Origin of the sequence: Massilia sp. ZL223 (assembly GCF_018119395.1) — a bacterium.
GTDB lineage: Bacteria > Pseudomonadota > Gammaproteobacteria > Burkholderiales > Burkholderiaceae_D > Telluria.
Genome location: NZ_JAGPWD010000024.1, coordinates 1 through 26,987, shown reverse-complemented (window position 1 = coordinate 26,987; position 26,987 = coordinate 1). Strand labels below are relative to the sequence as shown.

Annotated in this window: 23 protein-coding genes and 1 tRNA gene; 16 read left to right on the top strand and 8 right to left on the bottom strand. The window is 65.4% G+C overall.

The window, feature by feature from the left end; genetic code table 11:
• Positions 1-2: 2 nt before the first annotated feature.
• From KBW95_RS15330 to KBW95_RS15310, 5 genes are all read left to right on the top strand, one after another.
• Positions 3-1,412, top strand: a complete 1,410-nt coding sequence (locus tag KBW95_RS15330) for a cytochrome bc complex cytochrome b subunit (RefSeq protein WP_211528675.1) — start codon at positions 3-5, stop codon at positions 1,410-1,412.
• Positions 1,413-1,439: 27 nt separating this feature from the next.
• Positions 1,440-2,201 (top strand): cytochrome c1, encoded by a 762-nt coding sequence (locus KBW95_RS15325; protein ID WP_211525117.1) that lies wholly within the window; start codon positions 1,440-1,442, stop codon positions 2,199-2,201.
• Positions 2,202-2,299: 98 nt separating this feature from the next.
• Positions 2,300-2,911: a glutathione S-transferase N-terminal domain-containing protein gene (locus KBW95_RS15320; RefSeq protein ID WP_005663771.1), complete on the top strand. Its 612-nt coding sequence runs from the start codon at positions 2,300-2,302 to the stop codon at positions 2,909-2,911.
• 137 nt (positions 2,912-3,048) lie between these two features.
• The gene (locus KBW95_RS15315; RefSeq protein ID WP_211525116.1) at positions 3,049-3,540 is read left to right on the top strand and encodes a ClpXP protease specificity-enhancing factor; all 492 of its coding nucleotides are present in this window, start codon (positions 3,049-3,051) and stop codon (positions 3,538-3,540) included.
• Between the two features lie 37 nt (positions 3,541-3,577).
• Positions 3,578-3,653 (top strand) — tRNA-Thr (locus KBW95_RS15310).
• Between the two features lie 90 nt (positions 3,654-3,743).
• Here KBW95_RS15310 and KBW95_RS15305 read toward each other — a convergent pair.
• From KBW95_RS15305 to KBW95_RS15295, 3 genes are all read right to left on the bottom strand, one after another.
• A complete protein-coding gene (locus KBW95_RS15305; protein WP_211528674.1) occupies positions 3,744-3,923 on the bottom strand; it encodes a hypothetical protein in 180 nt (59 codons plus the stop codon).
• A gap of 38 nt (positions 3,924-3,961) precedes the next feature.
• The gene (locus KBW95_RS15300) at positions 3,962-4,804 is read right to left on the bottom strand and encodes a hypothetical protein (protein ID WP_211528673.1); all 843 of its coding nucleotides are present in this window, start codon (positions 4,802-4,804) and stop codon (positions 3,962-3,964) included.
• A gap of 300 nt (positions 4,805-5,104) precedes the next feature.
• Complete coding sequence (locus KBW95_RS15295; protein WP_211528672.1) at positions 5,105-5,449, bottom strand: hypothetical protein; 345 nt, start codon at positions 5,447-5,449, stop codon at positions 5,105-5,107.
• A 557-nt stretch (positions 5,450-6,006) separates the two neighbouring features.
• Here KBW95_RS15295 and KBW95_RS15290 point away from each other — a divergent pair.
• The 9 genes from KBW95_RS15290 (at position 6,007) to KBW95_RS15250 (ending at position 17,361) form a co-directional block, all read left to right on the top strand.
• Positions 6,007-7,209 (top strand): ABC transporter substrate-binding protein, encoded by a 1,203-nt coding sequence (locus tag KBW95_RS15290; protein WP_229429775.1) that lies wholly within the window; start codon positions 6,007-6,009, stop codon positions 7,207-7,209.
• A gap of 5 nt (positions 7,210-7,214) precedes the next feature.
• Complete coding sequence (locus KBW95_RS15285; protein WP_211528670.1) at positions 7,215-8,090, top strand: carbohydrate ABC transporter permease; 876 nt, start codon at positions 7,215-7,217, stop codon at positions 8,088-8,090.
• A gap of 20 nt (positions 8,091-8,110) precedes the next feature.
• Complete coding sequence (locus tag KBW95_RS15280) at positions 8,111-8,986, top strand: carbohydrate ABC transporter permease (RefSeq protein WP_211525147.1); 876 nt, start codon at positions 8,111-8,113, stop codon at positions 8,984-8,986.
• 4 nt (positions 8,987-8,990) lie between these two features.
• Positions 8,991-10,043 (top strand): ABC transporter ATP-binding protein, encoded by a 1,053-nt coding sequence (locus KBW95_RS15275; RefSeq protein ID WP_211528669.1) that lies wholly within the window; start codon positions 8,991-8,993, stop codon positions 10,041-10,043.
• 67 nt (positions 10,044-10,110) lie between these two features.
• Positions 10,111-11,139 carry a LacI family DNA-binding transcriptional regulator gene (locus tag KBW95_RS15270; RefSeq protein ID WP_211525111.1) on the top strand — a complete coding sequence of 343 codons (1,029 nt, stop codon included), beginning with the start codon at positions 10,111-10,113 and terminating at the stop codon, positions 11,137-11,139.
• 112 nt (positions 11,140-11,251) lie between these two features.
• Positions 11,252-12,616 carry a GH1 family beta-glucosidase gene (locus tag KBW95_RS15265; RefSeq protein ID WP_211528668.1) on the top strand — a complete coding sequence of 455 codons (1,365 nt, stop codon included), beginning with the start codon at positions 11,252-11,254 and terminating at the stop codon, positions 12,614-12,616.
• A 17-nt stretch (positions 12,617-12,633) separates the two neighbouring features.
• Positions 12,634-15,108, top strand: a complete 2,475-nt coding sequence (locus KBW95_RS15260; RefSeq protein WP_211528667.1) for a glycoside hydrolase family 3 protein — start codon at positions 12,634-12,636, stop codon at positions 15,106-15,108.
• On the top strand, positions 15,105-16,058 hold the full coding sequence (locus tag KBW95_RS15255; protein WP_211525108.1) for a glucokinase: 954 nt from the start codon (positions 15,105-15,107) through the stop codon (positions 16,056-16,058). The genes KBW95_RS15260 and KBW95_RS15255 overlap by 4 nt, the downstream gene beginning before the upstream one ends.
• A gap of 19 nt (positions 16,059-16,077) precedes the next feature.
• A complete protein-coding gene (locus KBW95_RS15250; protein WP_211528666.1) occupies positions 16,078-17,361 on the top strand; it encodes a sugar MFS transporter in 1,284 nt (427 codons plus the stop codon).
• A gap of 43 nt (positions 17,362-17,404) precedes the next feature.
• Here KBW95_RS15250 and KBW95_RS15245 read toward each other — a convergent pair whose 3' ends face one another.
• From KBW95_RS15245 to KBW95_RS15225, 5 genes are all read right to left on the bottom strand, one after another.
• Positions 17,405-18,907: a tryptophan halogenase family protein gene (locus KBW95_RS15245; protein WP_373888810.1), complete on the bottom strand. Its 1,503-nt coding sequence runs from the start codon at positions 18,905-18,907 to the stop codon at positions 17,405-17,407.
• 13 nt (positions 18,908-18,920) lie between these two features.
• Positions 18,921-19,934: a cupin-like domain-containing protein gene (locus KBW95_RS15240; RefSeq protein WP_211528665.1), complete on the bottom strand. Its 1,014-nt coding sequence runs from the start codon at positions 19,932-19,934 to the stop codon at positions 18,921-18,923.
• Positions 19,918-20,637, bottom strand: coding sequence for a SapC family protein (locus tag KBW95_RS15235; protein ID WP_211525105.1), 720 nt, complete (start codon positions 20,635-20,637; stop codon positions 19,918-19,920). Before KBW95_RS15235 ends, KBW95_RS15240 begins: the two co-directional genes overlap by 17 nt.
• A gap of 28 nt (positions 20,638-20,665) precedes the next feature.
• Positions 20,666-22,216 carry a tryptophan halogenase family protein gene (locus tag KBW95_RS15230; protein WP_211528664.1) on the bottom strand — a complete coding sequence of 517 codons (1,551 nt, stop codon included), beginning with the start codon at positions 22,214-22,216 and terminating at the stop codon, positions 20,666-20,668.
• Between the two features lie 88 nt (positions 22,217-22,304).
• Positions 22,305-25,334 (bottom strand): TonB-dependent receptor, encoded by a 3,030-nt coding sequence (locus tag KBW95_RS15225; RefSeq protein WP_211525103.1) that lies wholly within the window; start codon positions 25,332-25,334, stop codon positions 22,305-22,307.
• A 391-nt stretch (positions 25,335-25,725) separates the two neighbouring features.
• Between KBW95_RS15225 and KBW95_RS15220 the strand changes: the two genes are divergently transcribed.
• Positions 25,726-25,893, top strand: a complete 168-nt coding sequence (locus tag KBW95_RS15220) for a hypothetical protein (protein WP_211525102.1) — start codon at positions 25,726-25,728, stop codon at positions 25,891-25,893.
• A 245-nt stretch (positions 25,894-26,138) separates the two neighbouring features.
• Positions 26,139-26,906: a head GIN domain-containing protein gene (locus KBW95_RS15215; RefSeq protein WP_229429774.1), complete on the top strand. Its 768-nt coding sequence runs from the start codon at positions 26,139-26,141 to the stop codon at positions 26,904-26,906.
• Positions 26,907-26,987 lie beyond the last annotated feature (81 nt).

The window sequence follows — 26,987 nt, the reverse complement described above, 5'->3', positions numbered from 1 at the left end:
AAATGGCATTCAAGGAGACAAAGCTTCCCGCAAACGCACCGGCCGGTCACAAGGCGCTGGCCTGGGTGGACGACCGCTTCCCGCTGTCGAAGCTGTGGAACGACCAGTGGGGCAAGTACTACGCCCCCAAGAATTTCAATACCTGGTATCTGTTCGGCTCGCTGGCCATGCTGGTGCTGGTGCTGCAGATCGTCACCGGCATCTTCCTGACCATGCACTACAAGCCCGACGCCAACCTGGCGTTCGGCTCGGTCGAATACATCATGCGTGAAGTCCCTTGGGGCTGGCTGGTGCGCTACATGCACTCGACCGGCGCCTCGGCCTTCTTCATCGTGGTCTACCTGCACATGGCGCGCGCCCTGATGTACGGTTCCTACCGCAAGCCGCGCGAACTGATCTGGCTGTTCGGCTTCGCGATCTTCCTGTGCCTGATGGCGGAAGCCTTCTTCGGCTACCTGCTCCCATGGGGTCAGATGTCGTACTGGGGCGCCCAGGTGATCGTCAACCTGTTCGGTGCGATCCCGGTCATCGGCCCGGACCTGTCGCTGTGGATCCGCGGCGACTACGTGGTCTCGGATGCGACCCTGAACCGCTTCTTCGCCTTCCACGTCATCGCCCTGCCGCTGGTGCTGCTGGGCCTGGTGGCCGCCCACCTGATCGCGCTGCACGAAGTCGGCTCGAACAACCCGGACGGTATCGAAGTGAAGGAAAACCTGGGCCCGGACGGCCATCCGGTGGACGCGATCCCGTCGCACCCCTACTACACCGTCAAGGACATCTACGGCGTGTCGGTATTCCTGCTGCTGTTCTCGGCCGTGGTGTTCTTCGCGCCTGAAATGGGCGGCTACTTCCTGGAATACAACAACTTCCTGCCGGCCGACTCGATGAAGACCCCGCCGCACATCGCGCCGACCTGGTACTTCACGCCGTTCTACTCGGTGCTGCGCGCCACGACCGCCGACTTCATGTACGTCCTGATGGCCGCGATCGCCGCCTACGTCGTGTTCATCTGGCTCAAGTCGCGCCTGGCCTACCGCACCAAGATCGCCATCGCCGTGATCGGCCTGGTGCTGGTCATCGGCATGCTCCCGCAGGTGCTGGAAGCGAAGTTCTGGGGCGTGGTGCTGTTCGGTTCCTCGGTCGTGATCCTGGCCTTCCTGCCGTGGCTCGACCACTCGCCGGCCAAGTCGCTGCGCTACCGCCCGAGCTGGCACAGCACCCTGTACGTGATCTTCGCGATCGTCTTCGTGACCCTGGGCTACCTCGGCACCCAGCTGCCGACCCCGGCCTTCACGCTCATCTCGCAGATCTGCACGCTGGCCTACTTTGCGTTCTTCCTGCTGATGCCCTGGTGGAGCACCATGGGCGCTTTCAAGCCGGTGCCTACCCGCCTCACCTATGAAGCGCACTGATCGACATCAAGAGCACAAGGACATCACATGAAATTTGCGAAGAAAATGATGGCGGTCCTGGCCCTGGTGCCGGGACTGGTATTCGCCGCGGAAGGCGGCTTCCCGCTGGAACGCGCGCCTGAGCGACACGACCTGGCCTCGCTGCAGAACGGCGCCAAGCTGTTTATCAACTACTGCCTGAACTGCCACTCGGCCTCGGCGATGCGCTACAACCGCCTGCGCGACCTGGGCCTGAGCGAAGAGCAGATCAAGAACAACCTGCTGTTCTCGCAGGACAAGGTGGGCGGCATGATGACGACGGCGATGCGTCCGGACGATGCGAAAGCCTGGTTCGGCGCGGTGCCGCCGGACCTGTCGGTGATCGCGCGCGCCAAGTCCTCGCCGGCCGGCACGGGCGCCGACTACCTGTACACCTACCTGCGCACCTTCTACAGGGACGACACCCGCCCGACCGGCTGGAACAACATGGTGGTGCCGAACGTGGCGATGCCGCATGCGATGTGGCAACTCCAAGGTGTGCGCACGGCCAAGTTCGTCGAAGAAAAAGACCCGCATGATCACAGCAAGACGATCCACAAGTTCGCGGGCTTCGAGCAGGTGGCGCCGGGCGAGCTGAACAAGCGCGACTTCGACGCCGCGACCGCCGACCTGGTGGCCTACCTGGGCTGGATGGCCGAACCGGCCCAGGAACAGCGCAAACGCCTGGGCGTGATCGTGCTGCTGTTCATGTCGGTCTTCGCTTTCCTGGCCTGGCGTTTGAAGGCATCGTACTGGAAAGAAGTGAAGTAATTCGCTTTCATTGCCCGGTTGGCTATAATACGGGCAATCATTTTTCGGGGTGAGACGCTTGGCGCTTCACCCCTTTGTTTCTTAAGGAACTATAAACCATGATGGTTCTCTACTCCGGCACCACGTGCCCGTTCTCCCAACGCTGCCGCCTGGTCCTGTTCGAAAAGGGCATGGACTTCGAGGTGCGCGACGTCGACCTGTTCAACAAGCCGGAAGACATCTCGACCATGAACCCCTACGGCCAGGTGCCGATCCTGGTCGAGCGCGAACTCATCCTGTACGAATCGAACATCATCAACGAGTACATCGACGAGCGTTTCCCGCACCCGCAGCTGATGCCGGCCGATCCGCTGATGCGCGCCCGTGCCCGCCTGATGCTGTTCAACTTCGAAAAGGAACTGTTCGTCCACGTGCACACGCTGGAAAGCGAGCGCAACAAGGCCAACGACAAGAACCACGACAAGGCCCGTGCGGAGATCCGCGACCGCCTGACCACCCTGGCGCCGCTGTTCCTGAAGAACAAGTACATGCTGGGCGACGAGTTCTCGATGCTGGACGTCGCCATCGCTCCGCTGCTGTGGCGCCTGGACCACTACGGCATCGAGCTGTCGAAGACCGCGGCCCCGCTGATGAAGTACGCCGAGCGTATCTTCTCGCGTCCGGCCTACATCGAGGCGCTGACCCCGTCCGAGAAGGTGATGCGCCGCTGATCGGCGTAGCGGGAGGCGTGCACTTGCGTGCAGTCCTCCCGCGTCCCTCGCCCGATACGCGCTGGAAAGTCGGACGCCTCATGGGGAATCCGCTACACTGGACGCGCAGGCATACGTATTCTTTTGATAACACAACAATGGCAGAGATCTCCACCAAACCCTATCTGTTGCGCGCCATCTATGAATGGTGCACCGACAGCGGCTATACGCCTTACCTCGCGGTCAAGGTCGATTCCGCCACGACGGTGCCGATGGAATACGTGCGCAAGGGCGAGATCATCCTGAACATCAGCTACGGCGCCACGTCGGGGCTGAAGATGGACAACGACGCCATCCATTTCCGCGCGCGCTTCAACGGCGTGTCGCGCGAGCTCTATATCCCGGTGCAGAACGTGCTGGCGATTTACGCGAACGAGAATGGCCAGGGCATGGCCTTCGAAGTGAACGTGACGGCGTCGGAGATACCGGCGCCCGCGCCCGCCGAGGCGGCCAGCGCCTCGCCTTCGCTGTCGGCGGTGCCGAACGGCAGCGAGCCTGCCGCTGCGCCGGAACCGGCCACCACCGGACCAGGGGACGACAACGATCCGCCCAAGAAAGGCGGACGTCCGACGCTGACGCGCATCAAATAAGGGTATAATTGTTGCCCTAACGATCACATGATCGTGAGCCGACTTAGCTCATCAGGTAGAGCAGTTGATTTGTAATCATCAGGTGGCGGGTTCGAGTCCTGCAGTCGGCACCAGATTCACGCATTAGCCCAGTCAGGATGACTGGGCTTTTTGCTTGATGGCTCCCAAGCAGCCTGCAACCAGTCCATCCACAGCCGCGACTGTTATTCCGGGCGACCTTTTTTGTCTTTATCGATTTCCTGCATTCGCCGGTGAATGAATTCGGCGGGACTCTCATTTTCCGTAACGGCAGTGTCTCGTCGTTTCGGCCGGGTCAAGTCCTCGATTTGCTTGCGCAGGCGCTGCGCCCGTTCCAAGCGCTGCGCCTCTCCTGAATCTGTCATGGCATACCTCCGCGATCGAGTTCAGGAATCAGTATAGTTCACGGGCGGCCTAACAACTGATTGATCTGGCTTCTGAATAACTGGGCTTTCGCGGTACACGAGCGGACGACATCATCGCTTTCGCCGGAAGCCATCAAAGCCATTGCCGCAGGCAACTGCCGGCTCTTGTGCGCTTCGGGCGTTCTTGCGTAAATCGCGCTGCGGATGCTGCCGTCCCGGGCGGAAAGGCGCCCGAGCGAGCGGAAGGCGGGTTCGTTATCAAAATAGACTTGCTGGAACCACTCGTCGGTGACAGGGTCGTGCCAGCTGATGTAGCCGCCCTTGAGCACTTGACGCGGCGCTTCGATGGCGCCGGTCCAGCTATATCGAACGCCAGCGACCGCGATGGGATCGAAATAGCTTGGCGTATAAAAGTCCGAGACGGTCACGCCATTGATCGTGTAGCCATAGGCAACAGCTTCCGATGGATCGCAGACTTCCACCAGAAAGTTCACGCGACCTTGCCCCGGCATCGGCGACGGCCCTGCTTTCACCCGGTTGCCAAACGGATCGCACAGCATCTCCAGCACTTCATGACTTGCTGTCAGGGACCAGCCGCTGGAATGCTGGACGAGGGCGAACGGTTGGCCATCTTGATCGAGATGGATGCCGGCAGCATTGGGGACATCGATATCGTCACGGATGATCACGGGCCAATAATCGATTGGAACGTCTTCGAGGCGCTCGAAGGCATCCACGGTCGCGTTGATTTCCCATACTCGGCTCAGATGGCTTTGCACCTGGCGTTGCAGCGCCGCGCTCACGCGGGCAACCTCCCCCATTCGAACGGACGGGGAGTCCGAGACCATTGCAATATGCTTGAGGAGCTCGCTTGTGTTCATGGGTTCTCCACCATGCGGATGAATAGGATAGGGATGCAAGGGGCATTTCTAAGAGCGCCTAACAAAACCATCAGGGCAAGGCGCAGCGTCGAAGACAGTACTCTAGTACGGCAAGACGCTGCAACGCAGCCATGAGGGTTTTGTTAGGCGCTCTAAATCCCAGCCTTATCGGCTCAGGCGGATACAGCCACCATCCGCCTCTCAAGCGAACATGCCTGCGGCCACATGCATCTCCCACTGCCGGAACATCCAGAAGGAGTAGTAGCGAAACCGCAGGCGCCACGCGATCGCTTCAATCTCTCACGCGATCTTGGCGGCTTTGCAGCCTTTCCTGATCTGGGCCGTTTCGATGGCTTCGACTTCCCCCTTGAGCTTGGCGACATCCGCCGCATGATCGCCGGTCAGCTTGCTCGCAGGGACGAGCGCAAGGAAGACCGTCGCCGCATCCATGTTTGCTTTCGAATCCTGCATGGCGGAGACTTTTTGCAGCCCGGCCCGTGCATCGCTCAGGTAAGTCGACAGTTGAGCACAGTCGTTGGCGCTGTACTTCTCATGCGAGACATACGAGGCCGCAATACTCTCGGGCCTGCTTGCGCAAGCGGATAACATGGCAAGGCTTAGCACCGCAACACACACATTTTTCATTTGACACCCCTAGTTATTTTGTTGGATCAATTTCGGGCCGACCAAGTTTTTGCTGCAAAGCAGCACAGTCAAGCAACTTATGGTGATAACGCTGTTGTAGCAAGTATTGGTGGCGAACCGCACCTCTTCCCACAGCCTTTTGTCGTCGCATTGAAAGCCCTGGAATAGATTTGCTCCTAATAGCAAAAACAATGCCAATTGCATAAGCCATTGATTCTTCGAAGAGCGCCGGTATTTTGTAACCATCTATGTAAGACATCCCGACATAAAATACATACTGAAAGTTACGTCGGTAAATCCTGGCATAGGTCTAGGCGAGAAACGCCCACCGGATGGGATGTCGATCCGCCTGCCACGATGGAAAATTTCCATCTTCATGCCCAAGCTGTGCCAAAATCCCCCACTGCAATATTTGTTTGACCACCATTTGACCCGATGCTATAGTCCGGTTTAAGCCAATGGTAACGTTTCCAACGTGCCGAAAAATAATGGCGGAGAACGGAGACACGATGGTCACAGTACGCACACTGGCTGCAGCCTGTGCCTGGCTATGTGCTATGGCATCCGCCGCATCCGCGCAGGCCGCTCCAGCGACTGCCCCGAAAGCCGAAGTCATCCACTGGTGGACCTCGGGCGGCGAATCCGCCGCCGTGAAGCAGGTCGCCCAGGCCTACCGCAATGCCGGCGGCGTCTGGATCGATACCGCGATCGCCGGCGGCGACCAGTCCCGCGCCGTCACCATCAACCGCATCGTCGGCGGCAACCCGCCCACCGCGGCCCAGTTCAACACCTCCAAGCAGTTCCTCGACGTGATCGAGCAGGACATGCTCAACAACGTCGATGGCGTCGCCCAGGCCCACGACTGGGACCGGATCCTTCCGTCCCCCATCATCGAGGTGATCAAGGTCCAGGGCCACTACTACGCGGTGCCGCTGAACATCCACATGCAGACCTGGTTCTGGTATTCGAAAGCCGCCTTCCAGAAGGCCGGCATCGCGAAGGAACCGGGCAGCATGCCCGAATTCTTCGCCGCCCTCGACAAGCTCAAGGCGGCCGGCATCATTCCCCTCGCCCACGGCGGCCAGTCCTGGCAGGAGACCATCCTGTTCTCGGCGGTGCTGGCCAACCTGGGCGGGCGCGAGATGTACCTGAAGGTGCTGCGCGACCGCGACCAGGCCACGCTCAATTCGGCCGCCTTCCGCCAGATCCTGCAGACCTTCAAGCGCCTGAAAAGCTACGTCGATCCGAATTCCCCGGGCCGCAACTGGAACGACGCCACCGCCATGGTCATCAGCGGCAAGGCCGGCTTCCAGATCATGGGCGACTGGGCCAAGGGCGAATTCACCAACGCCCGGCAGGTCGCCGGCCGGCACTACGGCTGCATCGCGGGCATGGGACCGGCCAGCCCCTATCTGATCCAGGGCGACGTGTTCGTGTTCCCCAAGACCAGCGACCCGGCCGCGCTGAAAGCCCAGCACCTGCTGGCCGGCGTGGTCGCCCAGCCCGAGCTGCAAGTCGGCTTCAGCAAGCTGAAAGGCTCGATCCCGGTGCGCAGCGACGTCGACGTGTCCTCGCTCGACCTGTGCGCGCAAAAGGGCATAGCCATCATCAAGGACCGTTCGCGCCAGCTCGGCGTCTCGGAGGTCTACCTGACCCCGGACCAGAACGGCGCCCTGCAGGATATCCTCACCGCCTACTGGAACATGAACATCGCGGTCGACAAGGTCCAGCGCAGCATCGCCAACGCCCTCAAATACTGACCGCCATGCTCGCTCGCCGCCTTTCCAAGCTGATCCCGCACGCCGCGCTGCTGCCGATGGCGCTGACGGTGCTGTTCGCCTACGTGGGCGCGGCGCTGTGGACCCTGCGCACCTCCTTCACCGCCGCGCGTACCTTCCCTTCCGAGAAGTGGATCGGCCTGGCACAGTACCTGCGCCTGTTCGACAACGAGCGCTGGCTGCTCTCGCTGAACAACCTCGCCGTCTACGGCGTGCTGTTCATCCTGGCCAGCATGCTGATCGGCTTCCTGCTGGCCGTGTTCATCGACCAGCACGTGCGCGGCGAAGGCCTGCTGCGCACGGTCTTCCTCTACCCCTATGCGATGTCCTTCATCGCCACCGGCCTGGTATGGCAATGGCTGCTCACGCCCGGCAACGGCATCGAAGGCGCGGTCCGGCAGCTCGGTTTCCCGGGCTTTCGCCTGGAGTGGATCATCGACCAGGACATGGCGGTCTACACCATCGTCGTCGCCACCGTCTGGCAAGCCGCGGGCCTGGTGATGGCGCTGATGCTGGCCGGCCTGCGCGGCATCGATCCGGAGATCTGGAAGGCGGCGCGCCTGGACGGCATTCCGCCCTGGCGCGTGTACGTGTCGATCGTGCTGCCGATGCTGGGCCCGACCATCGCCACCGTCTTCCTGCTGCTGTCGACCGCCGTGGTCAAGCTCTACGACGCCGTGGTCGCCATGACCCAGGGCGGTCCCGGCATCGCCAGCGAGGTGCCGGCCAAGTTCATCATGGACCACCTGTTCCTGCGCTCGAATATCGGCCTGGCCTCGGCCGGCGCGGTGACGATGCTGATCCCGGTGCTGGCCGTGCTGGCGCCATATGCCTACGCTCGCTCGAGGAGACGGCACGCATGAGCCAATCCACCGTACACGCGATGGCGCCTGCCCTGCCCGCCTCCCTCGATCAGACACGGCCCCGCAAGCGCCGCCGCCTGAACGCCGCACGCATCGGCGTCTACGCTTTCCTGTTCGGCGCCGCGCTGTTCTTCCTGCTGCCGCTGTACGTGATGATCACCACCTCGTTCAAGACCATGGACGAGATCCGCATGGGCAGCGTACTGGCCCTGCCGGTCCAGCTGACCCTCGACCCGTGGCGCAGCGCCTGGGGCCAGGTCGGCGCCGGCTTCTGGAACTCGGTCGCGATCACCCTGCCCAGCACCGTGCTGCCGATCCTGCTCGGCGCCGTCAACGGCTACGCCCTGTCGTTCTGGCGCCCGCGCTTCGCCAAGCTGCTGTTCGGCGTGCTGATGGCCGGCGCCTTCATCCCGGTGCAGGTGATGATCTATCCGCTGGTGTGGATGATGGCCAAGGCCGGCCTGTTCGGATCGCTCCCCGCCATCGTGCTGGTACACTGCATCTTCGGCATGCCGGTGATGACCCTCCTGTTCCGCAACTACTACGCTTCCGTGCCGCACGAGCTGTTCCAGGCCGCGCGCATCGACGGCGGCGGCTTCTGGCGCATCTTCGCCCAAGTGATGCTGCCGATGTCGCTGCCCATCATCGTGGTGGCCGCCATCATGCAGGTGACCGGCGTGTGGAACGACTACATCCTGGGCCTGGTGTTCGCCGGCCGCGACAACCTGCCGATGACGGTCCAGCTCAACAACGTGATCAACACCACCACCGGCACGCGCCTGTACAACGTGAACATGGCGGCGACCATCCTGACGGCGGCGCTGCCGCTGGCGATCTACTTCATCTCCGGACGCTGGTTCGTGCGCGGCATCGCCGCCGGCGCCGTGAAAGGCTGAACCCATGTCGAATGTCCATCTGCGCAAACTGTGCATCACCCGCGGCGGCAACGAGATCATCCGCGATCTCGACCTGCAGGTGGAGCCGGGCGAGTTCCTGGTGCTGCTCGGGCCTTCCGGCTGCGGCAAGTCCACCCTGCTGCACAGCATCGCCGGCCTGATCGACCTGTCCGGCGGCGCCATCGAGATCGGCGGACGCGACATGAGCGACGCCGATCCGAGCGAGCGCGGGATCGGCATGGTGTTCCAGTCCTATGCGCTGTACCCGACCATGACGGTCGAGAAGAACATGTCCTTCGGCCTGCGCATCTCGGGTGCGCCCAAGGCCGAGATCCAGCGCCGCGTGCAGCGCGCCGCCGCGATGCTGCAGCTGGATGCGCTGCTGGACCGCAAGCCGTCCCAGCTCTCGGGCGGCCAGCGCCAGCGCGTGGCGATCGGCCGCGCCCTGGTGCGCGAGGCCGGCGTCTACCTGTTCGACGAGCCGCTGTCGAACCTGGACGCCAAGCTGCGCACCGAACTGCGCCGCGAATTGAAAATGCTGCACCAGGCACTGGGCTCGACCATGATCTACGTGACCCATGACCAGGCCGAGGCGATGACCCTGGCCACCCGCATCGTGGTGATGCAGGGCGGCCGCATCCAGCAGATCGGCAGCCCGTGCGAGGTCTACGAGCGTCCCGCCAACCGCTTCGTGGCGGGCTTCCTGGGTTCGCCGTCGATGAACTTCGTCGAGGGCGAGGTCGACATCCACGGCTGCTTCCACGCCGGCGCGCTCACGGTAGGCCTGGCGGACAGCGGCGCGCTGCCGGGCGCGGCGACCCTGGGCGCGCGTCCCGAGCACCTGCAGCTGCGCGACGACGGTCCGCTCGAAGCCCTGGTCACCCTGGTGGAACCGATGGGGAACCACCAGGTGGTCTGGCTCGATTGCGGCGGCCACGCCTTGTCTGCGCTGGTGCACGAGCCGCGTCCCATGGAGGCCGGCCAGCGGGTGCGCTTCGCGATCGACGCGAAGCGGGTATCGCTGTTCGACCCGGCCAGCGGCCGGAGTCTGTCGTGACGAGTGCCACGGGAATCAAGATGCAGTATGCTTCGGTGTTGTTCGAATAACTAACAGGAATCCAGCAGTGGCGACTATCAAGGATGTAGCGCGTCTCGCCGGGGTGGGCCTCGGCACCGCATCGCGCGTGGTCAGCGGCAAGGGCTCGGTGTCCCCGGCCACGCTGGAGCGCGTGCGCAAGGCGATCGACGAACTGGGCTTCCGCCCTTCGCACGCCGCGCGCGCCCTGCTGTCGGGCACCAGCCGCATGATCGGCGTCTACATCCCGGTCCTGACCGGCACCTTCTATACCCCCATCCTGCAGATCATCGACACCGAGCTGCGCGCAGCCGGCCTGCACATGGTGGTGGCCTTCGGCGTCGGCCTGGGCGACGCGCGCCGCCAGGCGATGGAAGGCATCGAGTTCCTGATCGAGCGCGGCTGCGACGGCCTGATCATGATGACCAGCGCCCTCACCGACGAGGACATCGCTTCGCTCGGCGTCAAGCAGTACCAGCTGGTGGCCCTGAACAACAAATTCGCCAATATCCCCGAGCAGTGCTTCACGGTCGACCACACCCAGGGCGGACGCCTGGCCGCGCGCGCCCTGCTCGACTACAAGCACCGCGACATCGCCATCATCGCCGGCCCGACCGCGCTGGCCGACAACGTGGCCCGTATCGATGGCTTCATGCACGAACTGGCCGGCGAAGGCATCGACACCAGCAAGATCTGGATCGCCGAGAGCGACTTCTCGCCCGCCGGCGGCTGGGCCGCGGCCAAGGAGCTGATCGAATCCGGCACGCCCTGCAGCGCGCTGTTCTGCGCCAACGACGAAATGGCGGTCGGCGCCCTGTCCTATTTCCAGGAGGCCGGCATCAGCGTGCCGCGCGACCTGTCGGTGATCGGCTACGACGACACCGAAAGCGCCGCTTTCTCGGCGCCGCGCCTGACCTCCGTGCACATGCCCTGGCGCGAAATGACCCTGAACGGCCTGAACATGCTGCTGAACCGCTGCTACGACTTGCAGCGCCCCGTGTCGCGCACCTTCCCGGTCAGCGTCACCCTGCGCGCCTCGCTGGCCCAGGCACCAGCCACCCGAAAGAAGAAATCATGAGGCATGCTCCGGGTGCGAACCCGGTGGCCGCCTGCCGGCCATTTTTTTTATCGCCGGATTGGAAAGCTTTCCATTAGAATAGCCGAACAACGTTTTTATTTGACGCGAGACCATGACCACTGCCAACCGCCCCGAGCCTGCCGCACCAGCGCGTAGCGACTTCGCCTCCGACTTCCTGTGGGGCTGCGCCACATCGTCCTACCAGATCGAGGGCGCCGGCTCGGTCGACGGCCGCGTCGAATCGATCTGGGACCGCTTCGCCGCCACCCCTGGCAAGGTGCGCGACGGCTCCAGCGGCGCGGTCGCCTGCGACCATTACCACCGCTGGCCGGAAGACTTCGACATCGGGCGCGACATGGGCCTGAACGCCTACCGCTTCTCGATCGCCTGGCCGCGCATCTTCGGCGAGGCAGGCGGCCAGCCGAACCAGAAAGGCCTGGACTTCTACTCGCGCCTGGTGGACGGCATGCTGGAGCGCGGCCTGCAGCCCTGGGCCACGCTCTACCACTGGGACCTGCCGCAGTATCTGCAGGACCGCGGCGGCTGGGCCAATCGCGAGACGGTGGATGCTTTCCTGGAATTCGCGGACGTGATGACGCGCCGCCTGGGCGAGCGCGTCAAGCACTGGATCACCCATAACGAGCCCTGGTGCACCGCCATCATCGGCAACTTCGAAGGCTGGCATGCGCCGGGCCTGACCGACTTCAAGACCGCGCTCCAGGTCGCGCACCACGTCCTGGTTTCGCATGGAAAGGCGGTGCCGCTGATCCGCGCCAACGTGCCCGATGCCCAGGTCGGCATCGCCCTCAGCCTGCATCCGCTGCGCGCCGCCAGCAGCAAGCCGGAAGACCTGGCCGCGATGGAGCGCCACGACGGCCTGCGCTACCGCTGGTTCCTCGATCCGCTGCACGGCCGCGGCTACCCGCAGGCCACCCTGGACGCCATCGGCGATGCCGCGCCAACTATCCTGCCGGGCGACATGGAGGCGATCGCCGTCGATACCGACTTCCTGGGTGTGAACTACTACTTCCCCGAGACCATCGCCCACGCACCGGGCCACGCGCCGCTGGACGCCGAGGTGCTGCCGCCAGGCGAAGTCGAGACCACCGCGATGGGCTGGGAAGTGGCGCCGCAGGGACTGGCCGAGCTCCTGCTGCGCATCGAGAAGGATTACCACCCGGGGCCGATCTACATCACCGAGAACGGTTCCTGCTACGAAGACAGCGTGGATGCAGGCGGCGAGATCGACGACGTCGGCCGCCGCCACTACCTGATGCGCCACCTGGCCAGCTTGCGGGCCGCGATCGCCGACGGCGTGCCGGTCAAGGGCTATTTCGCCTGGAGCCTGCTCGACAACTTCGAATGGGCGGAAGGCTACCTGCGCCGCTTCGGCCTGACCCACATCGACTACGACACCCAGCAGCGCACGCTGAAGGGCAGCGGCAAGTGGTACCGCTCCTTCCTGCGCCAGGAATAACCTCGACGAGACCTCCCATGACACTCAAGCTCCGTTCCCTCGTGCTGGCGTTGGCCGCCACCCTTCCCCTCCACGCCGGGGCCGCGGCCGACTGGCCGAAGATCGCCAGCGCCGTCAAGCCGGACGCCGCGCTCGAGAAGCGCGTCGCCGGGATCGTCGCCAGGATGACCCTGGCGCAGAAGATCGGCCAGATGACCCAGCCGGAGATCAAGACCGCGACGCCAGCGGACGTCACCCGCTACTACCTCGGCTCCGTGCTGAACGGCGGCGGCAGCTGGCCGAACGGGAACAAGCATGCGACCGCCAAGGAGTGGCTGGCGCTGGCCCAGGCCTACCATGAGGCCTCGATGCAGACCGACATGGCGGTCAAGGTGCCGGTGATCTGGGGTACGGATGCGGTCCACGGCCACAACAACGTGCCGGGCGCGACCCTGTTCCCGCATAACATCGGCCTGGGCGCGGCGCGCAATCCGGCGCTCGTGCGCGAAATCGGCGCCGCCACGGCGAAAGCGGTGCGCGCCACCGGCATCGCCTGGGTATTCGGCCCGACCCTGGCCGTCGTGCGCGATGACCGCTGGGGCCGCACTTACGAGAGCTATGCCGAGGACCCGGCGGTCGTGAAGAGCTATGCCGGCGAATACGTGCGCGGCATGCAAGGCGCCTTCAAGGACGCCAACACCGTCGCCACTGCCAAGCACTTCATCGGCGACGGCGGCACCGAGCACGGCAAGGACCGCGGCGTGACCAGGGTCAGCGAAGCGGAGCTGCTCGGCATCCACGGCCAGGGCTACCTGACCGCGCTGGGCGCCGGCGCGCAGACCGTGATGGCCTCTTTCAACAGCTGGCTTGATCCCGCCACCGGCAAGGAACACGGCAAGCTCCACGGCAGCAAGGTGGCGCTGACCGATATCCTGAAGAACAAGATGGGCTTCGACGGCTTCGTGGTCAGCGACTGGAACGGCATCGGCGAAGTGGCCGGCTGCCGCAACGACAGTTGCCCGCAGGCGATCAATGCCGGCATCGACATGATCATGGTGCCGGATGACTGGAAGGCCTTCATCGCCAACACCATCAAGCAGGTGGAAAGCGGCGAGATCCCGATGGCGCGCATCGACGACGCCGTCACCCGCATCCTGCGCGTCAAGCTGCGCGCCGGCCTGTTCGGCAAGAGCCCGGCGCAGAACGCCTACGCCGGCAAGGAAGACGCCATGCTGGCGCGCGACCTGGCGCGCCAGGCGGTGCGCGAGTCGCTGGTGCTGCTCAAGAACGAAGGACCGCCCCTGCCGCTGGCACGCGGCAAGAAGATCCTGGTGGTGGGCAAGAGCGCGGACGACCTGTCGAACCAGTCCGGCGGCTGGTCGCTGACCTGGCAGGGAACGGCCAATACCAACGCCGACTTCAAGCATGCCGACACCATCCTGGCCGGCATCCGCGCCGCGGCCGGCAGCGCCAATGTGACCTACAGCCTGGATGCGACGGATGTCGACGTGTCCAGGTTCGATGCGGTGATCGCCGTGATCGGCGAGCGTCCCTACGCGGAAGGCGACGGCGACATCGGCCTGTCCGGCACCCTGCGCCACAGCGGCCGCTATCCCGAAGACCTGGCCGTGCTGCGCGCGGTGGCCGGCAAGGGCAAGCCGGTGATCACGGTGATGGTGTCCGGCCGTCCGTTGTACGCGAACGACCTGATCAACCTGTCGGATACCTTCATCGCGGCCTGGCTGCCGGGTTCCGAGGGCAAGGGCGTGTCCGATCTCCTCATCGCCGGCGTCAACAACTACGATTTCCGCGGCAAGCTGCCCTTCTCCTGGCCGAAGTCCGCCTGCCAGACCCGTCTGAACGTGGGCGACCAGGATTACGCGCCCCTGTTCGCCTATGGCTACGGCCTGAAGAAGGCGAACCGTTCGCGCCTGGGCAAGCTGGACGAGTCCGTGCCGGCCGGCGGCTGCGGCGTGAGCACTACCTATCCCGTCTTCAGCCAGGCGGACCGCGCCAGCTTCCCGCTGGCGATCCGCAGCGGCCAGGAGCGCACCGTGTTGGGCGCGGACCTGAACGCGAGCTTCGCGCTGCCGGGCATCACGGTCACGACCTCGCAGGTGAACACCCAGCAGGACGCCAAGCTGGTGAGCTGGACCGGCCCGGCCACGGTCGAGGCACGCGGCGCGCGTCCGATGGCGCTGCCGGCGGCGGCCAGCGAGAAGGCGGCGCTGCGCTTCGACACCATCGTCCAGGCGGCGCCGGCCGGCAAGGTGACGCTGGCGGTGCAGCAGGCCACGGTCGACGCCACGGCGCTGTTCAAGCGCCTGGCCGGCAAGGGCAAGCAGACAGTCAAAGTGCCGCTGGCCTGCTTCCAGGGGCTGGACCTGGCCAAGGTCGACACGCCCTTCAGCCTGAGCAGCGATGCGGCCTTCGCGGCGGCCTTCACCAATATCGAGATCGCGGGCGGCGCGGCAGCCGAGGCGGACGCCGTGCGCTGCGAGGAATTGCGATGAACGCACTACGGCTATTGGCCGATATCGGCGGCACCAACGCCCGCTTCGCGCTGGAATCCAGCGAGGGCATCGTCGACATCGAAGTGCTGGCCTGCGCCGCGCATCCGACGCTGGGCGAGGCCATGCGCGCCTACCTGGCGAATGCACGCGCGCGCGGCCTGGCGGTGGACACGGTGCGCCACGCGGCCATCGCGATCGCCAATCCGGTCGAGGGCGACGAGGTCAGGATGACCAACCACCACTGGAGCTTTTCGATCGAGGCCCTGCGCCGCGCGCAGGACCTGGAAACGCTGCTGGTGGTGAACGACTTCGCGGCGCTCGCCATGGCCTTGCCCCACCTGGCCCCGGACCAGCGCGAGCGCATCGGCGGCGGCGTCGAACTGGCCAAGCGGCCGATCGGCCTGATCGGCCCCGGCACCGGCCTGGGCGTATCGGGGGTGATCCCGGCCGGGAAGCGCTGGATCGCGCTGGCCGGCGAAGGCGGCCATGTCAGCTTCTCGCCGACCAACCGCGGCGAGGTGGCGATCCTGGAGGCCTTGTGGAGCGAGTACGGCCACGTCTCGGCGGAGCGCCTCCTGTCCGGCATGGGCCTGGAACTGATCCACTGGGCGCGCACGGGCAAGCGTATCGGCGCGCCCGAGATCACCCAGGCCGCACTGGACGGCAGCTCGAGCGACTGCGCAGGCACAGTGGAGACATTCTGCGCCATCCTGGGCAGCGTCGCGGGCAACGTCGCGCTGACCCTGGGCGCGACCGGCGGCATGTACATCGGCGGCGGCATCGTGCCGCGTCTCGGGCGCCTGTTCGCCGGTTCGGCCTTCCGCGCGCGCTTCGAAGACAAGGGACGCCTGGGCCCCTACCTGGCGCGCATCCCGACCTACCTGATCACCGAGCAGTACCCGGCGCTGCGCGGCGTGTCCGCCATGCTGTCGGACCGGCTCGCGGCCTAGCCATCACCACGGAGACCTCATGCACAACACCGCACCCAACCCGACGCTGGCGGCGGCCGCCGACGGGGAACACAATCCGCACACCGGCGCACTGGTGATCGTCACCATCCTGTTCTTCATGTGGGGCCTGCTCACGTCGCTGAACGACGTGTTGATTCCGCACCTGAAGTCGATCTACACCCTCACCTACCTGCAGGCGATGCTGGTGCAGTTCTGCTTCTTCGGCGCCTATTTCATCGTGTCGCTGCCGGCGGGCGCGCTGATCCGCCGCATCGGCTACCAGAATGGCGCCGTCACCGGCTTGATGATCGCGGCCGCGGGCTGCGCGCTGTTCTATCCGGCCTCGCAGGGCGGCTACGGCCTGTTCCTGTTCGCCTTCTTCGTGCTGGCCAGCGGCATCACCATCCTGCAGGTGGCGGCCAATCCCTACGTCACCGTGCTCGGACCGGCGCGCACCGCCTCCAGCCGACTGACCCTGACCCAGGCCTTCAATTCGCTCGGCACCACCGTGGCGCCGGCCCTGGGCGGCATCCTGATCCTGTCGGCCGCCACCCTCGGCGCCGACCAGCTGGCGGCCCTGAGCGGCGCCGAGCAGGCCGCGTACAAGGCCAGGGAAGCGGCGGCGGTGCAAGGTCCCTACCTGGGGCTGGCGGCAGCGCTGGCGATCCTGGCGGTGCTGTTCGCCGTGGCCCGGCTCCCGAAGATCAGCCACGACGACAGCACCGTCGCAGTGGACGGCAAGGGCGGCGCCATGGCCTACCGCCACCTGGTGCTGGGCGCGCTGGCGATCTTCCTGTACGTGGGCGCGGAAGTGAGCATCGGCAGCTTCCTGATCAACTTCCTGGGCGAGGGCCACATCGCGGGCCTGAGCCACGCCGACGGCGCCCAGTATGTCAGCCTGTACTGGGGCGGCGCGCTGGTGGGCCGCTTCATCGGCTTCGCCGTCATGCGCTACGTCAGCCCGGGCAAGACCCTGGCCGTGAATGCGCTGGGCGCCATCCTGCTGGTGCTGGCGGCGACCTTCGGCGAAGGCAAGCTGGCGATGTGGGCGATCCTGGCGGTCGGCCTGTGCAATTCGATCATGTTCCCGACCATCTTCAGCATGGCGCTGCACGGCCTGGGCAAGTTCACCGGCCAGGGTTCCGGCATCCTGTGCATGGCCATCGTGGGCGGCGCCGTGGTGCCCTTCGTGCAGGGCATGTTCGCGGACACCATCGGCCTGCAGCCTTCCTTCCTGGTGCCGGCCGCGTGCTACCTGTTCATCATGTATTTCGGGGTGAAGTACGCCAATCTGCATCGCTAGCGGGCGACCGCCTGAAAAAAGAAGCCCGCTTTCGCGGGCTTTCTTATTTCGGCGCCGCGCAGTAGCGTTCGACGTACTGCTGGTGGGTGGGTAATCCACTTACGGTCTTGTCGATCGAGCTCTTGATGGAACCGAGGAAGCGGGCCAGCTCCTCGTCGCCCATCAGGTCGGCCGCCTGGTGGTGCTGGAGCGGCATCACGCCCTGCCCCAGCAGCACCTGCACCCAGGAGTTCTCGGCGAACAGCTCGTTCGAGATGCGGAATACCCTTCCCGTCTCGCGGAACAGCGCGATCCGGTGGCGCAGGCTGGCGGGGATCTCCATGTTGCGCGCGTCGCGCCAGTAAGGCGTGTCGCTGCGGTTGGTCACGTGGTAGTGCAGGATGATGAAATCGCGGATATGCTCGATCTCGGTCCAGGCCTGCTTGTTGTACTCCGCCACGTCGGCCTGCGAGATGCCCTCGGTCGGGAACATCTGCATCAGACGGATGATGCCGCGCTGGATCAGGTGGATGCTGGTCGATTCGATCGGCTCCAGGAAGCCGCTCGCCAAACCGAGCGCCATGCAGTTGCCCTTCCAGACCTGCCTGCGCTGCCCCGGCTGGAACTTGATGACGCGCGGCTTCATCAGGGCTTCGCCCTCGACATTCTCCACCAGGGCCTGGATCGCCTGCTCCTGCTCGACATAGCGGCTGGAAAACACGATGCCGTTGCCGACCCGGTGCTGCAACGGGATGCGCCATTGCCAGCCAAAGCCGTGCGCGATCGCACGCGTGTAGGGCACGGCGTCGCCCACGGACATGGTCTGCATGGCCACCGCGCTGTCGTTGAACAGCCAGTGCGACCAGTCCTCGTACTCGACCTTCATGGCCTGGCCGATCAGGAGCGCGCGGAAGCCCGTGCAGTCGATGAACAGGTCGCCTTCGATGTCGGCGCCGGAATCGAGGGTGAGCGAGCGGATGTGGCCTGTGAGGGCGCTGGTGCTGACGTCGACGATCTTGCCTTCGATGCGCTGCACGCCGTGGCGCTCGCTGAACTTGCGCAGGAAGCGTGCGTAAGCGCTGGCGTCCAGGTGGTAGGCGTAGTTCATGCCGTCGTGCGGCAAGTGGGCGAAGCGCTTTTCCTGGGAGGCGCGCAGCTCCAGGCAGTAGTCGCCGTAGTCGCCGGCCAGGCCGCGCTCGCGGCCCTTGTGCCAGAAGTGCTGGAAGCCGGCGGTCCAGTGGTCGGTGCCGGTCAGGCCGAAGGAGTGGATATAGTCTTCCCTGACGTTACGCCAGTTCTCGAAGCTGATGCCCAGCTTGAAGGTGGCCTGGGTCGCGGCCATGAATTCCTGCTCGCTGATCTCGAGCAGCTTGTGGAAGTGGATCAGGGTCGGGATGGTGGCCTCTCCCACGCCCACGGTCCCGATCTCGTCCGATTCGATCAGCTTGATATCGAGGCGCTTGCCCAGCACCTTCGAGATGCAGGCGGCGGCCATCCAGCCCGCGGTGCCGCCGCCGGCGATGACGACCCGGCGTACCGGGCGCCGGGTAAGAGTGCTCTGTTCCACGGTCGGTCTCCTGTCAGCGGTTCATCCGCTTTAATAATTGGGTGCGGATGCCGCGGGTGGCGTCGTCGTCCAGGGGCGCCAGGATGCGGCGCGCGGCTTCCGGAATGTGGGCGGCGGTGTGCTCGCCGGCTTCGAACACGTAGTGGCGAAACAGCTCCTGCCAGGCCTTGCGCTGTTCGGGCGGAAGGTCGCGCACCGTCATCAGGGCGTGCATCAGGGCGTTGGTCGGCGTGTCCATGTAGTCCGGCGACTGGCGCCACCAGTAGTTGACCAGGACGTTGAAGCGGTCCAGCGCCTCGACGTGGTGCCACCACATGCTGGGGATGAACAGGGCGTCGCCCGGCTCCAGCTCGGCCACCAGCGCATGCTCGAGCGCCTGGGCGAAGCGCGGAAATTGTTCGTAATCGGGCCGGGCGAAATCGACCAGGCTGATGGCCTGCCCGGCCGGGGTGAAGTCGAGCGGGCCGATGTACAGGTTGTCCAGCTGGTCCGGCGGGAACAGGGTGAAGCGGCGGTGGCCGGCGGCCACGCAGGCCAGGTTGTCCGGCAGGTCGTAGTGGGCCGCGATGCGGGTGCGGTTGCCGATCCAGATGCTGGCCAGCGGATTGCGCGCGCCCAGGTCGACGTCGTTCTCGGCGCGGAAGCCCGGCAGGCAGGTGTCGATGGTGGTCGAGCCGACATAGATCGAGGGTGGCAGCTCGGTCGTGCGGTGCTTCTCCAGCTCCGCCAGCACGGTGTCGAGCCGCACCCGCACCGGATAGAAATTGAAGCCGCTCAGGTCTTCGTTGTAGAAGTAGCGGCCCTCGATCTCGGGCGCGCCCAGCATGGCGCCGACGGTGGCGTCACGGTAGAAGCGGCGCAGGTAGGCGCCGGCCGCCTGTTGCGACTCGCGCGCGGCGGCTACCGCCGGCCATTCGGCCACCAGGCCGCGCAGCAGCAGCGGCTCGGTGGACGCGAGGATTTCCTGGCCCAGGTCGCGCGGACGCAGGCCCGCGAGCTCGCGCACCCGCTTAGCGATGGGCAGCATCTGCCTTCATCCTGCGGTTCTTGCGGTCGACCAGGCTGCGGAAGTTCGACAGGGAGGCCAGCGCATAGTAGATCGGGGCCAGGTGGCCGGCCTGGTGCAGCTCGTGCAGGGCGGCGGCGCCCAGCGCGGCCAGGCGCTCCTCGTGGATGGTGTAGAAGCCGGACAGGCGGTTCTGCGAGCCGTCGTCGAGGGTGATGTCGAGCGCGAAGGTCTCCAGCAGCTCGTGCTTCACCAGCGCCCGCAGGAAGCCGGCTTCGGCTTGCATGCCGTGGTGGATGAAGGACAGCATGCCGTTGATGCGCTCCAGGTACTCGGTGCCGCCGCCGTGGGGCAGGAATACCGGCTCGCCCTCAAGCCGGCTTACGCGCGGGTTGTCCAGGTCCAGCTGGATCATCAGCTCGTCGCCATTGCGGCCGATCAGGAAAGGCTGGCGCGCCACCATCATGGGAATGACGGGCGCGTCCCAGCCGTCGGGACCGAGAAACAGGTTTTCGTTTTCCGTGAAGCCCATCAGCGCGATCGACTCGAACGGCACCTCGCCCTCGGTCTTGCGGAAGATGATCGGGTAGTCCGCCTGCAGCAGGCGGAATTCCTGGGCAAAGGTGAGAACCCAGGCCACGTCGTCGCCCAGGCCGGGGCGGTTGGCCGTGATAATGCGCAGGTCCTTGTGGTCGATATTGTTCAGCACGGAGATAGTGGGCATCGTGTTGTCTCTTTCGTTGTCGTTGTTGTCAGCGTGGCAGCCCGTGGCTGCGAATATGGTCGATCAGCGCGCGGTTGTCCGGCAGCGCCGGCAGCATGCGGCGCGTCAGGTTCGCCGCGTCGCGCAGGAAGCCGTCGGCGGCCGCGCCGTCTTCCATGCGCGGCGCCGGTCCCGGCGCGTGATGGAAGCCCATGCCATACAGGACGTACTGATAGCTCGCCGCCGGGAAGACTTCCTGGATGCGGTCGATATCGTAGCGCGAGGGCGGGCGGTGGCGCCACAGCAGCAGCAGGCTGGCCAGGCGCTCGGGAATGGTCTCGGCGCAGCGGTTGTCGCGCCAGTAGTCGCTGTCCTCGCGCCGGCTCAGCACATAGTGCAGCTTGAGGAAATCGATCACCCGCTCCCAGCGGTAGGTGAAGGTCGCGTTGAAGCGCCCGGCCGCGGCTTCCATCTGCTCGCGCGTGACCGGCATCCCGTCGGCCAGCATGGCGGCGGAGAGCTCCACCAGCGCCAGCGCTGACGCCTCCAGCGGTTCGATGAAGCCGGCGGACAGGCCGATGGCCACGCAATTGCGGTGCCAGAATTTCTCGCGGTAGCCGGGCTGGAAACTCAGCTTGCGCGGCGCGGGCAGGTCCTCGCCGGCGCCGCTGGCTTTCAGGTAGGCGCGCAATTCGCGCTCGGCCTGTTCGTCCGTGGTGTGCGCGCTCGAATATACATGGCCCACTCCGCGCCGGGACGGCAGGCCGATGTCCCAGATCCAGCCGGCGCTTTGGGCGGTGGAGGTGGTCTGCGACGCGATCGGCTCGTCCTCGCGCGCATAGGGCACCTGGACCGCGAGCGCGCTGTCGTTGAACAGCACGTGGCGCTGCGACAGGAAGGGGATGCCGTAGTGCTTCCCGAGCAGCATGGACTGCATGCCGGTGCAGTCGACGAACAAGTCGCCTTCCAGGTCGCCGTGAGCCCTGGTGTGCAGGGCGGCGATGTCGCCGTTGTCACGCGAACGGATGCCGGTGACGTGGTCCGGCACGTAGTGCACGCCCAGCTTTTCCAGGCAGTGGGTACGCAGGAACACGCCGAACTTGCCGGCGTCGAGATGGTAGCCGTAGTTGGCCACGGCCGCGAATTCCGGCGTCGTGGCCTGCTTGGGCGCGCGGCCGGCCACGCACAGGTGCGGCTGGTAGCTCACCAGGTCGGCGAAGGGCACATGCGCATGGCGCCGCTGCCATTGGCTTGCGATATCGGCCTCGCCGTAGCCCTGGGGCAGTACGAAGGGATGGAAGTAATAATCGTCGTCCGCGCCGCTGACCCAGCGGTTGAAGCGCGAGCCCTGCTTGAAGGCGGCGTCGCAGGAGCGGAAAAAAGCGGTTTCGGACACGCCGGCCTCGCGCAGGGTGTCGCGCATGGTGGGCCAGGTGCCCTCGCCCACGCCGATCGGCGCGACGTCGGGCGATTCGATCAGGGTGATGCGCAGCCCGCCCTGCTCCAGCGTGCGGTAGCGCGCGGCGAGGACGGCGGCGGTCAGCCAGCCGGCCGAACCGCCGCCCACGATCACGATGTTCCTGATGGCGTTCGTCACCATGGTGGGTCCCGAAAAACAGATGGGGCAGTCTACCCCGAACGGGCCGCGGCGGGAATGCCCGCGGCCGTCATGCGTTCAGGCCTTCAGGTCAGAACTTGTAGCGCGCGGCCAGCATGTAGCGCGGTCCGGACTGTTCGACGAACAGCAAGGTCTGCTTGGTGCGGCCGTGGATGCGCTTGATCTCGTCCGTGAGGTTGATGCCTTCGAACTGGATGGACAGGTTCTTCGTCAGGTTATAGCCGATGCTCAGGTCGAACTGGCCGTAGGCCTCGACATAGTTCGGATTCGGCCCCGATCCGTCGAAGGTCCCCGACAGGAACTCGTCGCGCCAGTTGTAGGCCGCGCGCACGTTCCACTTGTCGTTCTCGAAGATGCCGATCAGGTTGGCCGAGTCGCCCAGGCCCACCAGCGCGAACTGCTCGCCGATGCTCGCGTTGTTGTACTTCAGGCCGGAATGCACGTAGGTGTAGTTGGCCTGCACGCCGAAACCGCTGTTGCCGAACATGTGCAGCAGGTTGAATTCCAGGCCGCGGGCACGATCCTTCTTCTGGTTCGAGAACGAGTTGATGCGGAAGTCCGCGATCGGATCGCTGGCGGTGGCCGTGATGATGCCGGTCGGCGCGCCCGAAGCATCGTCCGCGCCGCGCACCACGCCCGGCTGGCCGGCGAAATTGCGCAGGATATAGCTGCGGATGCAGGTGGTGTCGCTGGTGGGGCAGCCGTTCTGCACCGCGGCGTTCCAGTAGGCGCCGCCGACCGGGGTGCGCACGCCGAAGGGCTGGGCGATGAACTGCGACTGGCCGGCGTAGTTGTCCAGGTGCTTGCGGAAGTGGTTGACCGAGAAGAAGCTCGACTTGGCGTAGTACCACTCGAAGGCGAGGTCGATGTTCTTGGCCTTGACCGGCTCCAGCGACGGGTTGCCCTGGGTGCCGGTGCCGCCTTCCACGCGCGCCAGCGAATTCAGGACCTGGCCGCCGGAGATCTGGTCATAGCGCGGACGCCCGATGGTCTCGCCATAGCTCAGGCGCGCCTTCATGTCCGGACGCAGGTCGACGTCGGCGTCGAAGCTCGGCAGCAGATGATGGTACTTGCCCTTGAGCGTGGTGAAGCCGCGTTCGCCGAACACCACCGGGAACTCGTTCTGCGAGACCCAGCTGATGGCGGTCGGCGTCTGCACCAGCGCGCTCGAGGTGACGTCGGTCTTCTCGTAGCGCAGGCCGATCGAGGTGTGGATCGGCATGGCCGTATCCCAGTCCGTGTTGAACTGCAGGTAGAGGCTCTTCGACTTTTCCTCGGTGCGCTGGTCGTTGTCGTAGGTGGTCTTGGGCCGGTACAGGTCGGGCTGTCCGGTGACTTGCGCCGCCAGTGCGCGCAGCTGCTCGAAGTCGAAAGTGTAGAACTGGTTGAACAGGGCCGGGTTGTCGCTGCCGTCGATGTTGTCGAAGTACCTGCTCAGGGTCTCGCGGTGGAACATGTTGGCCGGGTAGTCGGCGGGGCTGGTGGCGCCGGTCCAGGTGTCGCGCTGCTGCACCGAGAAGGCCGAGCGATAGTCGACCTTGGTCGCGGCCAGGCCGAACTTCAGCTCGGACGCTTCCAGCATCTTCCAGCTGCCGTGGACCTGGGCCTGGTCGATCTTGGTCTTCATGTAGCCGTTCTCGAATACCGAGCCGGTGACCTGCTGCGGCGCGCGCGTGAAGTCGGCGCCGGCGATGCTCAGCACCGGGAAGTCCTTGCTGAAATCGACGGTGGTGTCGCCGCGGCTCATGCTGGCGGTGCCGAGGACGTTGCTCGAGCCCCATGGGCTGTCCGGGGTCGATTCGGCGGTCGAATGGTGCAGGTCGAATTCGAAGCGGACGTCGTTGTTGACTTTCCAGGCCGCGTTGAAGCCGAGCGACTTGTTCTCGTTCCTGGTGGCGAAATCGGCGCCGCCCATCGCGATGTCGCTGTTGGCGCCGGGGATCAGCTCCGTGTAGACCAGCGGGCTGGCCACCGGGCCGTCGGTCCAGCTGCTCGACGAGGCGCCGAAGTTGAACCAGGCCGAGATGTCCTGGCGGCGGGTCTGGACCTTGTTCTCCGAGTAGGTGTAGTCGAGGGTGGTGGTCAGCGCCTTGGTCGGGGCGAACTGGAACACCACCTGGCCGTTGGTGCGCTGGCGCTGCACGCCGTTCATGTTGTAGTTCAGGTTTTGCGGCACCTGGTACACATCGGTCGGATCCGGACGATTGGTGATGCGTTCGGATCCCGGGGTGCCCGGCTGCGGGATCGTCCCCCAGTTGTTCTCGTCGCCGCGGAACGGCCCCTTCCAGCCGTTAGAGACCGCGGCCTGGTTGAAGCCCAGGTTGCGTTCCTGGTAGCTGCCGGTGAGCGCGATGCCGAAGCGGCCGTCGGCCGAGGTATTGCTGTAGATGCCGGAGATCTCCGGCGTCACCTTGTCGCCGCGCTTGACGTCGTCCGGCAGGTTCTGGGCCGACTTGTCGTACACGCCCTTGACGCCGACGCTGGCCTGCATGCCGGGACGCGACAGCGGACGCGGGGTGATGATGTTGATGGTGGCGCCGATGCCGCCGGTCGGGGTTTCGGCGCGCGCCGACTTGTACACCTGGATCTGGGACACCGCTTCGGACGCCAGGTTGGCGAAGTCGAAGGCGCGGCCGTTGCGGTCGCCCAGGCCGGAGGTCGGCATCTGGCGGCCGTTCAGCAGCACCAGGTTGAAATCGGGGCCGACACCGCGCACGGTGACCTTCGAGCCTTCGCCAATGGTCCGGTCGATCGATACGCCGGAGATGCGCTGCAGCGATTCGGCCAGGTTGGTGTCGGGGAATTTGCCGATGTCCTCGGCCACGATGCCGTCGACGAAGCCCTGCGCATTGCGCTTGAGGTTGAGCGAGGATTCCAGGCTGGCGCGCAGGCCGGTGACGACCACGGTCTGGGTCGTGCCGTTCGGGGACAGGCCGGGCGCGCTGGCGCCCTCGCTGGGCGCGCTGGCCGCGCTGGCCGGGGTGGCGGGCGCCTGCTCGGGCGTGCCGGCCTGGTCCTGGGCATGAGCCGGGACGAAGGCCGCGCAGGCGCTCGCCACTGCCAGGCTCATCAATGTCTGTTTCGCCTTGGGGTAAACCATGTGTTCTCCTGTTCTTTTTAAAATATGGCGGTCACACCTGGCTTCTGTGCCTGCCGCCTTGTCTCCACAACCCGCTGGACGCCTCAAGCCCCTTGCCGCGTCCTCTCCGACCGCCATGCCGCCGCTTACCCTCCCGGATCGCTCCAATTTTTCCGGTTGCATGGAAACGTTTCCATGTGTTGGTCTGAATATTAGGGTTGGAAAAAAAAATTGTCAACGGAATATTCCATACAGATATGGGCCGCCATGCGGCGGTTTTGCAACATAGGCATCGGCGCTAGAGGGAGCCACGTGGAGCGATAGAAGGCGCGCGTGGTTGACACCGATTTTTTGGCGATGCTATAGACGGCTTGTCTTTTTGGAAACCATTCCAAATTCATTGGGAAGAATCATGGGCATGATCGCCAAGGCAGCCGTGCTGGTGTTCGCCGTCCTGGGCGCCGGCTGCGCGCACCAGCCGCCCGCCGCCTCCGGCTGGACCCTGGCCTGGAGCGACGAATTCGAGGGCGATGCGCTCGACCGCGGCAAGTGGGTGGCGGAGGCCGGCGGACATGGATAGGGCGACCAGGAGCTGCGGTTCTACTCGGCGGGTAATCCGGACAGCACGACGGTGCTGCCGCAGCAGATGCTGGCCGATTACGTACGGGTGTATCGCAGGGCGGGCAAGGGCGGCAGAACGGCCCACGGCGGTAGGGATTTTCGACGGTCCATCCCGCCGAATGCGCAGTCCGTCGCAATCCGGAGGGCAAACCCGGCCTTCTCCCCTATCCTGCCCTTATCGACAACCGTTATCGGAGATCCACCATGCAAAAACTGCTGACCGCCGCCCTCGTCGCCGGCTCGTTCACCCTGGCCGCCGGCCCGGTCCTCGCCGACGAAGCCGTGCGCGAGACCCGCGCCGTGGACGCCAAGGTCACCAAGGTCAAGCTGGGCGGCGTGATCGACCTGGTGCTGCTCCAGGGCGCCACGCCCTCGCTGGTGATCTCGGGCGACCGCCGCTATATCCAGCGCATCACCACCGCGCAGCGCGGCGACACGCTCGAAATCGGCACCGAATCCTTCACTTCCCGTAACGAACGCACGGAACACAAGCTGCGCGCCGAACTCACGGTGCCGAACCTGGCCGAATTCACGTCGAACGGCGTCGGCAGCTCGACCATCAGCGGCTTCACCGGCGATGCCGTGAAGCTGGCCCTGGACGGCGCCGGCGCGGTGGCCGTCGACGGCAACTTCCGCCAGATCGACGCCCGCCTGGGCGGCGTGGGCGCCATGAACCTCAAGGGCGTGCGCGCCGAGCGCATCGACCTGAACCTGCGCGGCGCCGGCCGCATGACGGTGCAGGGCCACGCCCGCCTGCTGCAGGCCAAGCTGAGCGGCGTCGGCAGCCTGGAAGCGAAGGAGCTGCAGGCCGACACCGTCGACCTGTCCCTGTCCGGCCTGGGCGGCGCCTCGGTCCATGCGAAGCAGGCCGCCGACGTGAGCCTGAGCGGCCTGGGCTCGGCCACCGTGTACGGCAACCCGGCCAAGCGCAACGGCACCGACAACGGCATGGGCAGCATCAGCTGGAAGTAAGCGGCAGCTGAACGCGCTGCCGGGAGAACCAGGCTAGCTGGTTTTGCCTTTACCCGGCGGCGCCGGAACACTGGCTGCCGT

Coding starts and splice junctions, on each gene's coding strand:
- KBW95_RS15330 (WP_211528675.1), top strand. CDS start 3: ATGGCATTCAAGGAGACAAAGCTTCCCGCAAACGCACCGGCCGGTCAC.
- KBW95_RS15325 (WP_211525117.1), top strand. CDS start 1,440: ATGAAATTTGCGAAGAAAATGATGGCGGTCCTGGCCCTGGTGCCGGGA.
- KBW95_RS15220 (WP_211525102.1), top strand. CDS start 25,726: ATGGGCATGATCGCCAAGGCAGCCGTGCTGGTGTTCGCCGTCCTGGGC.
- KBW95_RS15255 (WP_211525108.1), top strand. CDS start 15,105: ATGAACGCACTACGGCTATTGGCCGATATCGGCGGCACCAACGCCCGC.
- KBW95_RS15285 (WP_211528670.1), top strand. CDS start 7,215: ATGCTCGCTCGCCGCCTTTCCAAGCTGATCCCGCACGCCGCGCTGCTG.
- KBW95_RS15235 (WP_211525105.1), bottom strand. CDS start 20,637: ATGCCCACTATCTCCGTGCTGAACAATATCGACCACAAGGACCTGCGC.
- KBW95_RS15230 (WP_211528664.1), bottom strand. CDS start 22,216: ATGGTGACGAACGCCATCAGGAACATCGTGATCGTGGGCGGCGGTTCG.
- KBW95_RS15265 (WP_211528668.1), top strand. CDS start 11,252: ATGACCACTGCCAACCGCCCCGAGCCTGCCGCACCAGCGCGTAGCGAC.
- KBW95_RS15305 (WP_211528674.1), bottom strand. CDS start 3,923: ATGACAGATTCAGGAGAGGCGCAGCGCTTGGAACGGGCGCAGCGCCTG.
- KBW95_RS15295 (WP_211528672.1), bottom strand. CDS start 5,449: ATGAAAAATGTGTGTGTTGCGGTGCTAAGCCTTGCCATGTTATCCGCT.
- KBW95_RS15240 (WP_211528665.1), bottom strand. CDS start 19,934: ATGCTGCCCATCGCTAAGCGGGTGCGCGAGCTCGCGGGCCTGCGTCCG.
- KBW95_RS15260 (WP_211528667.1), top strand. CDS start 12,634: ATGACACTCAAGCTCCGTTCCCTCGTGCTGGCGTTGGCCGCCACCCTT.
- KBW95_RS15215 (WP_229429774.1), top strand. CDS start 26,139: ATGCAAAAACTGCTGACCGCCGCCCTCGTCGCCGGCTCGTTCACCCTG.
- KBW95_RS15280 (WP_211525147.1), top strand. CDS start 8,111: ATGGCGCCTGCCCTGCCCGCCTCCCTCGATCAGACACGGCCCCGCAAG.
- KBW95_RS15290 (WP_229429775.1), top strand. CDS start 6,007: ATGGCATCCGCCGCATCCGCGCAGGCCGCTCCAGCGACTGCCCCGAAA.
- KBW95_RS15300 (WP_211528673.1), bottom strand. CDS start 4,804: ATGAACACAAGCGAGCTCCTCAAGCATATTGCAATGGTCTCGGACTCC.
- KBW95_RS15225 (WP_211525103.1), bottom strand. CDS start 25,334: ATGGTTTACCCCAAGGCGAAACAGACATTGATGAGCCTGGCAGTGGCG.
- KBW95_RS15250 (WP_211528666.1), top strand. CDS start 16,078: ATGCACAACACCGCACCCAACCCGACGCTGGCGGCGGCCGCCGACGGG.
- KBW95_RS15320 (WP_005663771.1), top strand. CDS start 2,300: ATGATGGTTCTCTACTCCGGCACCACGTGCCCGTTCTCCCAACGCTGC.
- KBW95_RS15315 (WP_211525116.1), top strand. CDS start 3,049: ATGGCAGAGATCTCCACCAAACCCTATCTGTTGCGCGCCATCTATGAA.
- KBW95_RS15275 (WP_211528669.1), top strand. CDS start 8,991: ATGTCGAATGTCCATCTGCGCAAACTGTGCATCACCCGCGGCGGCAAC.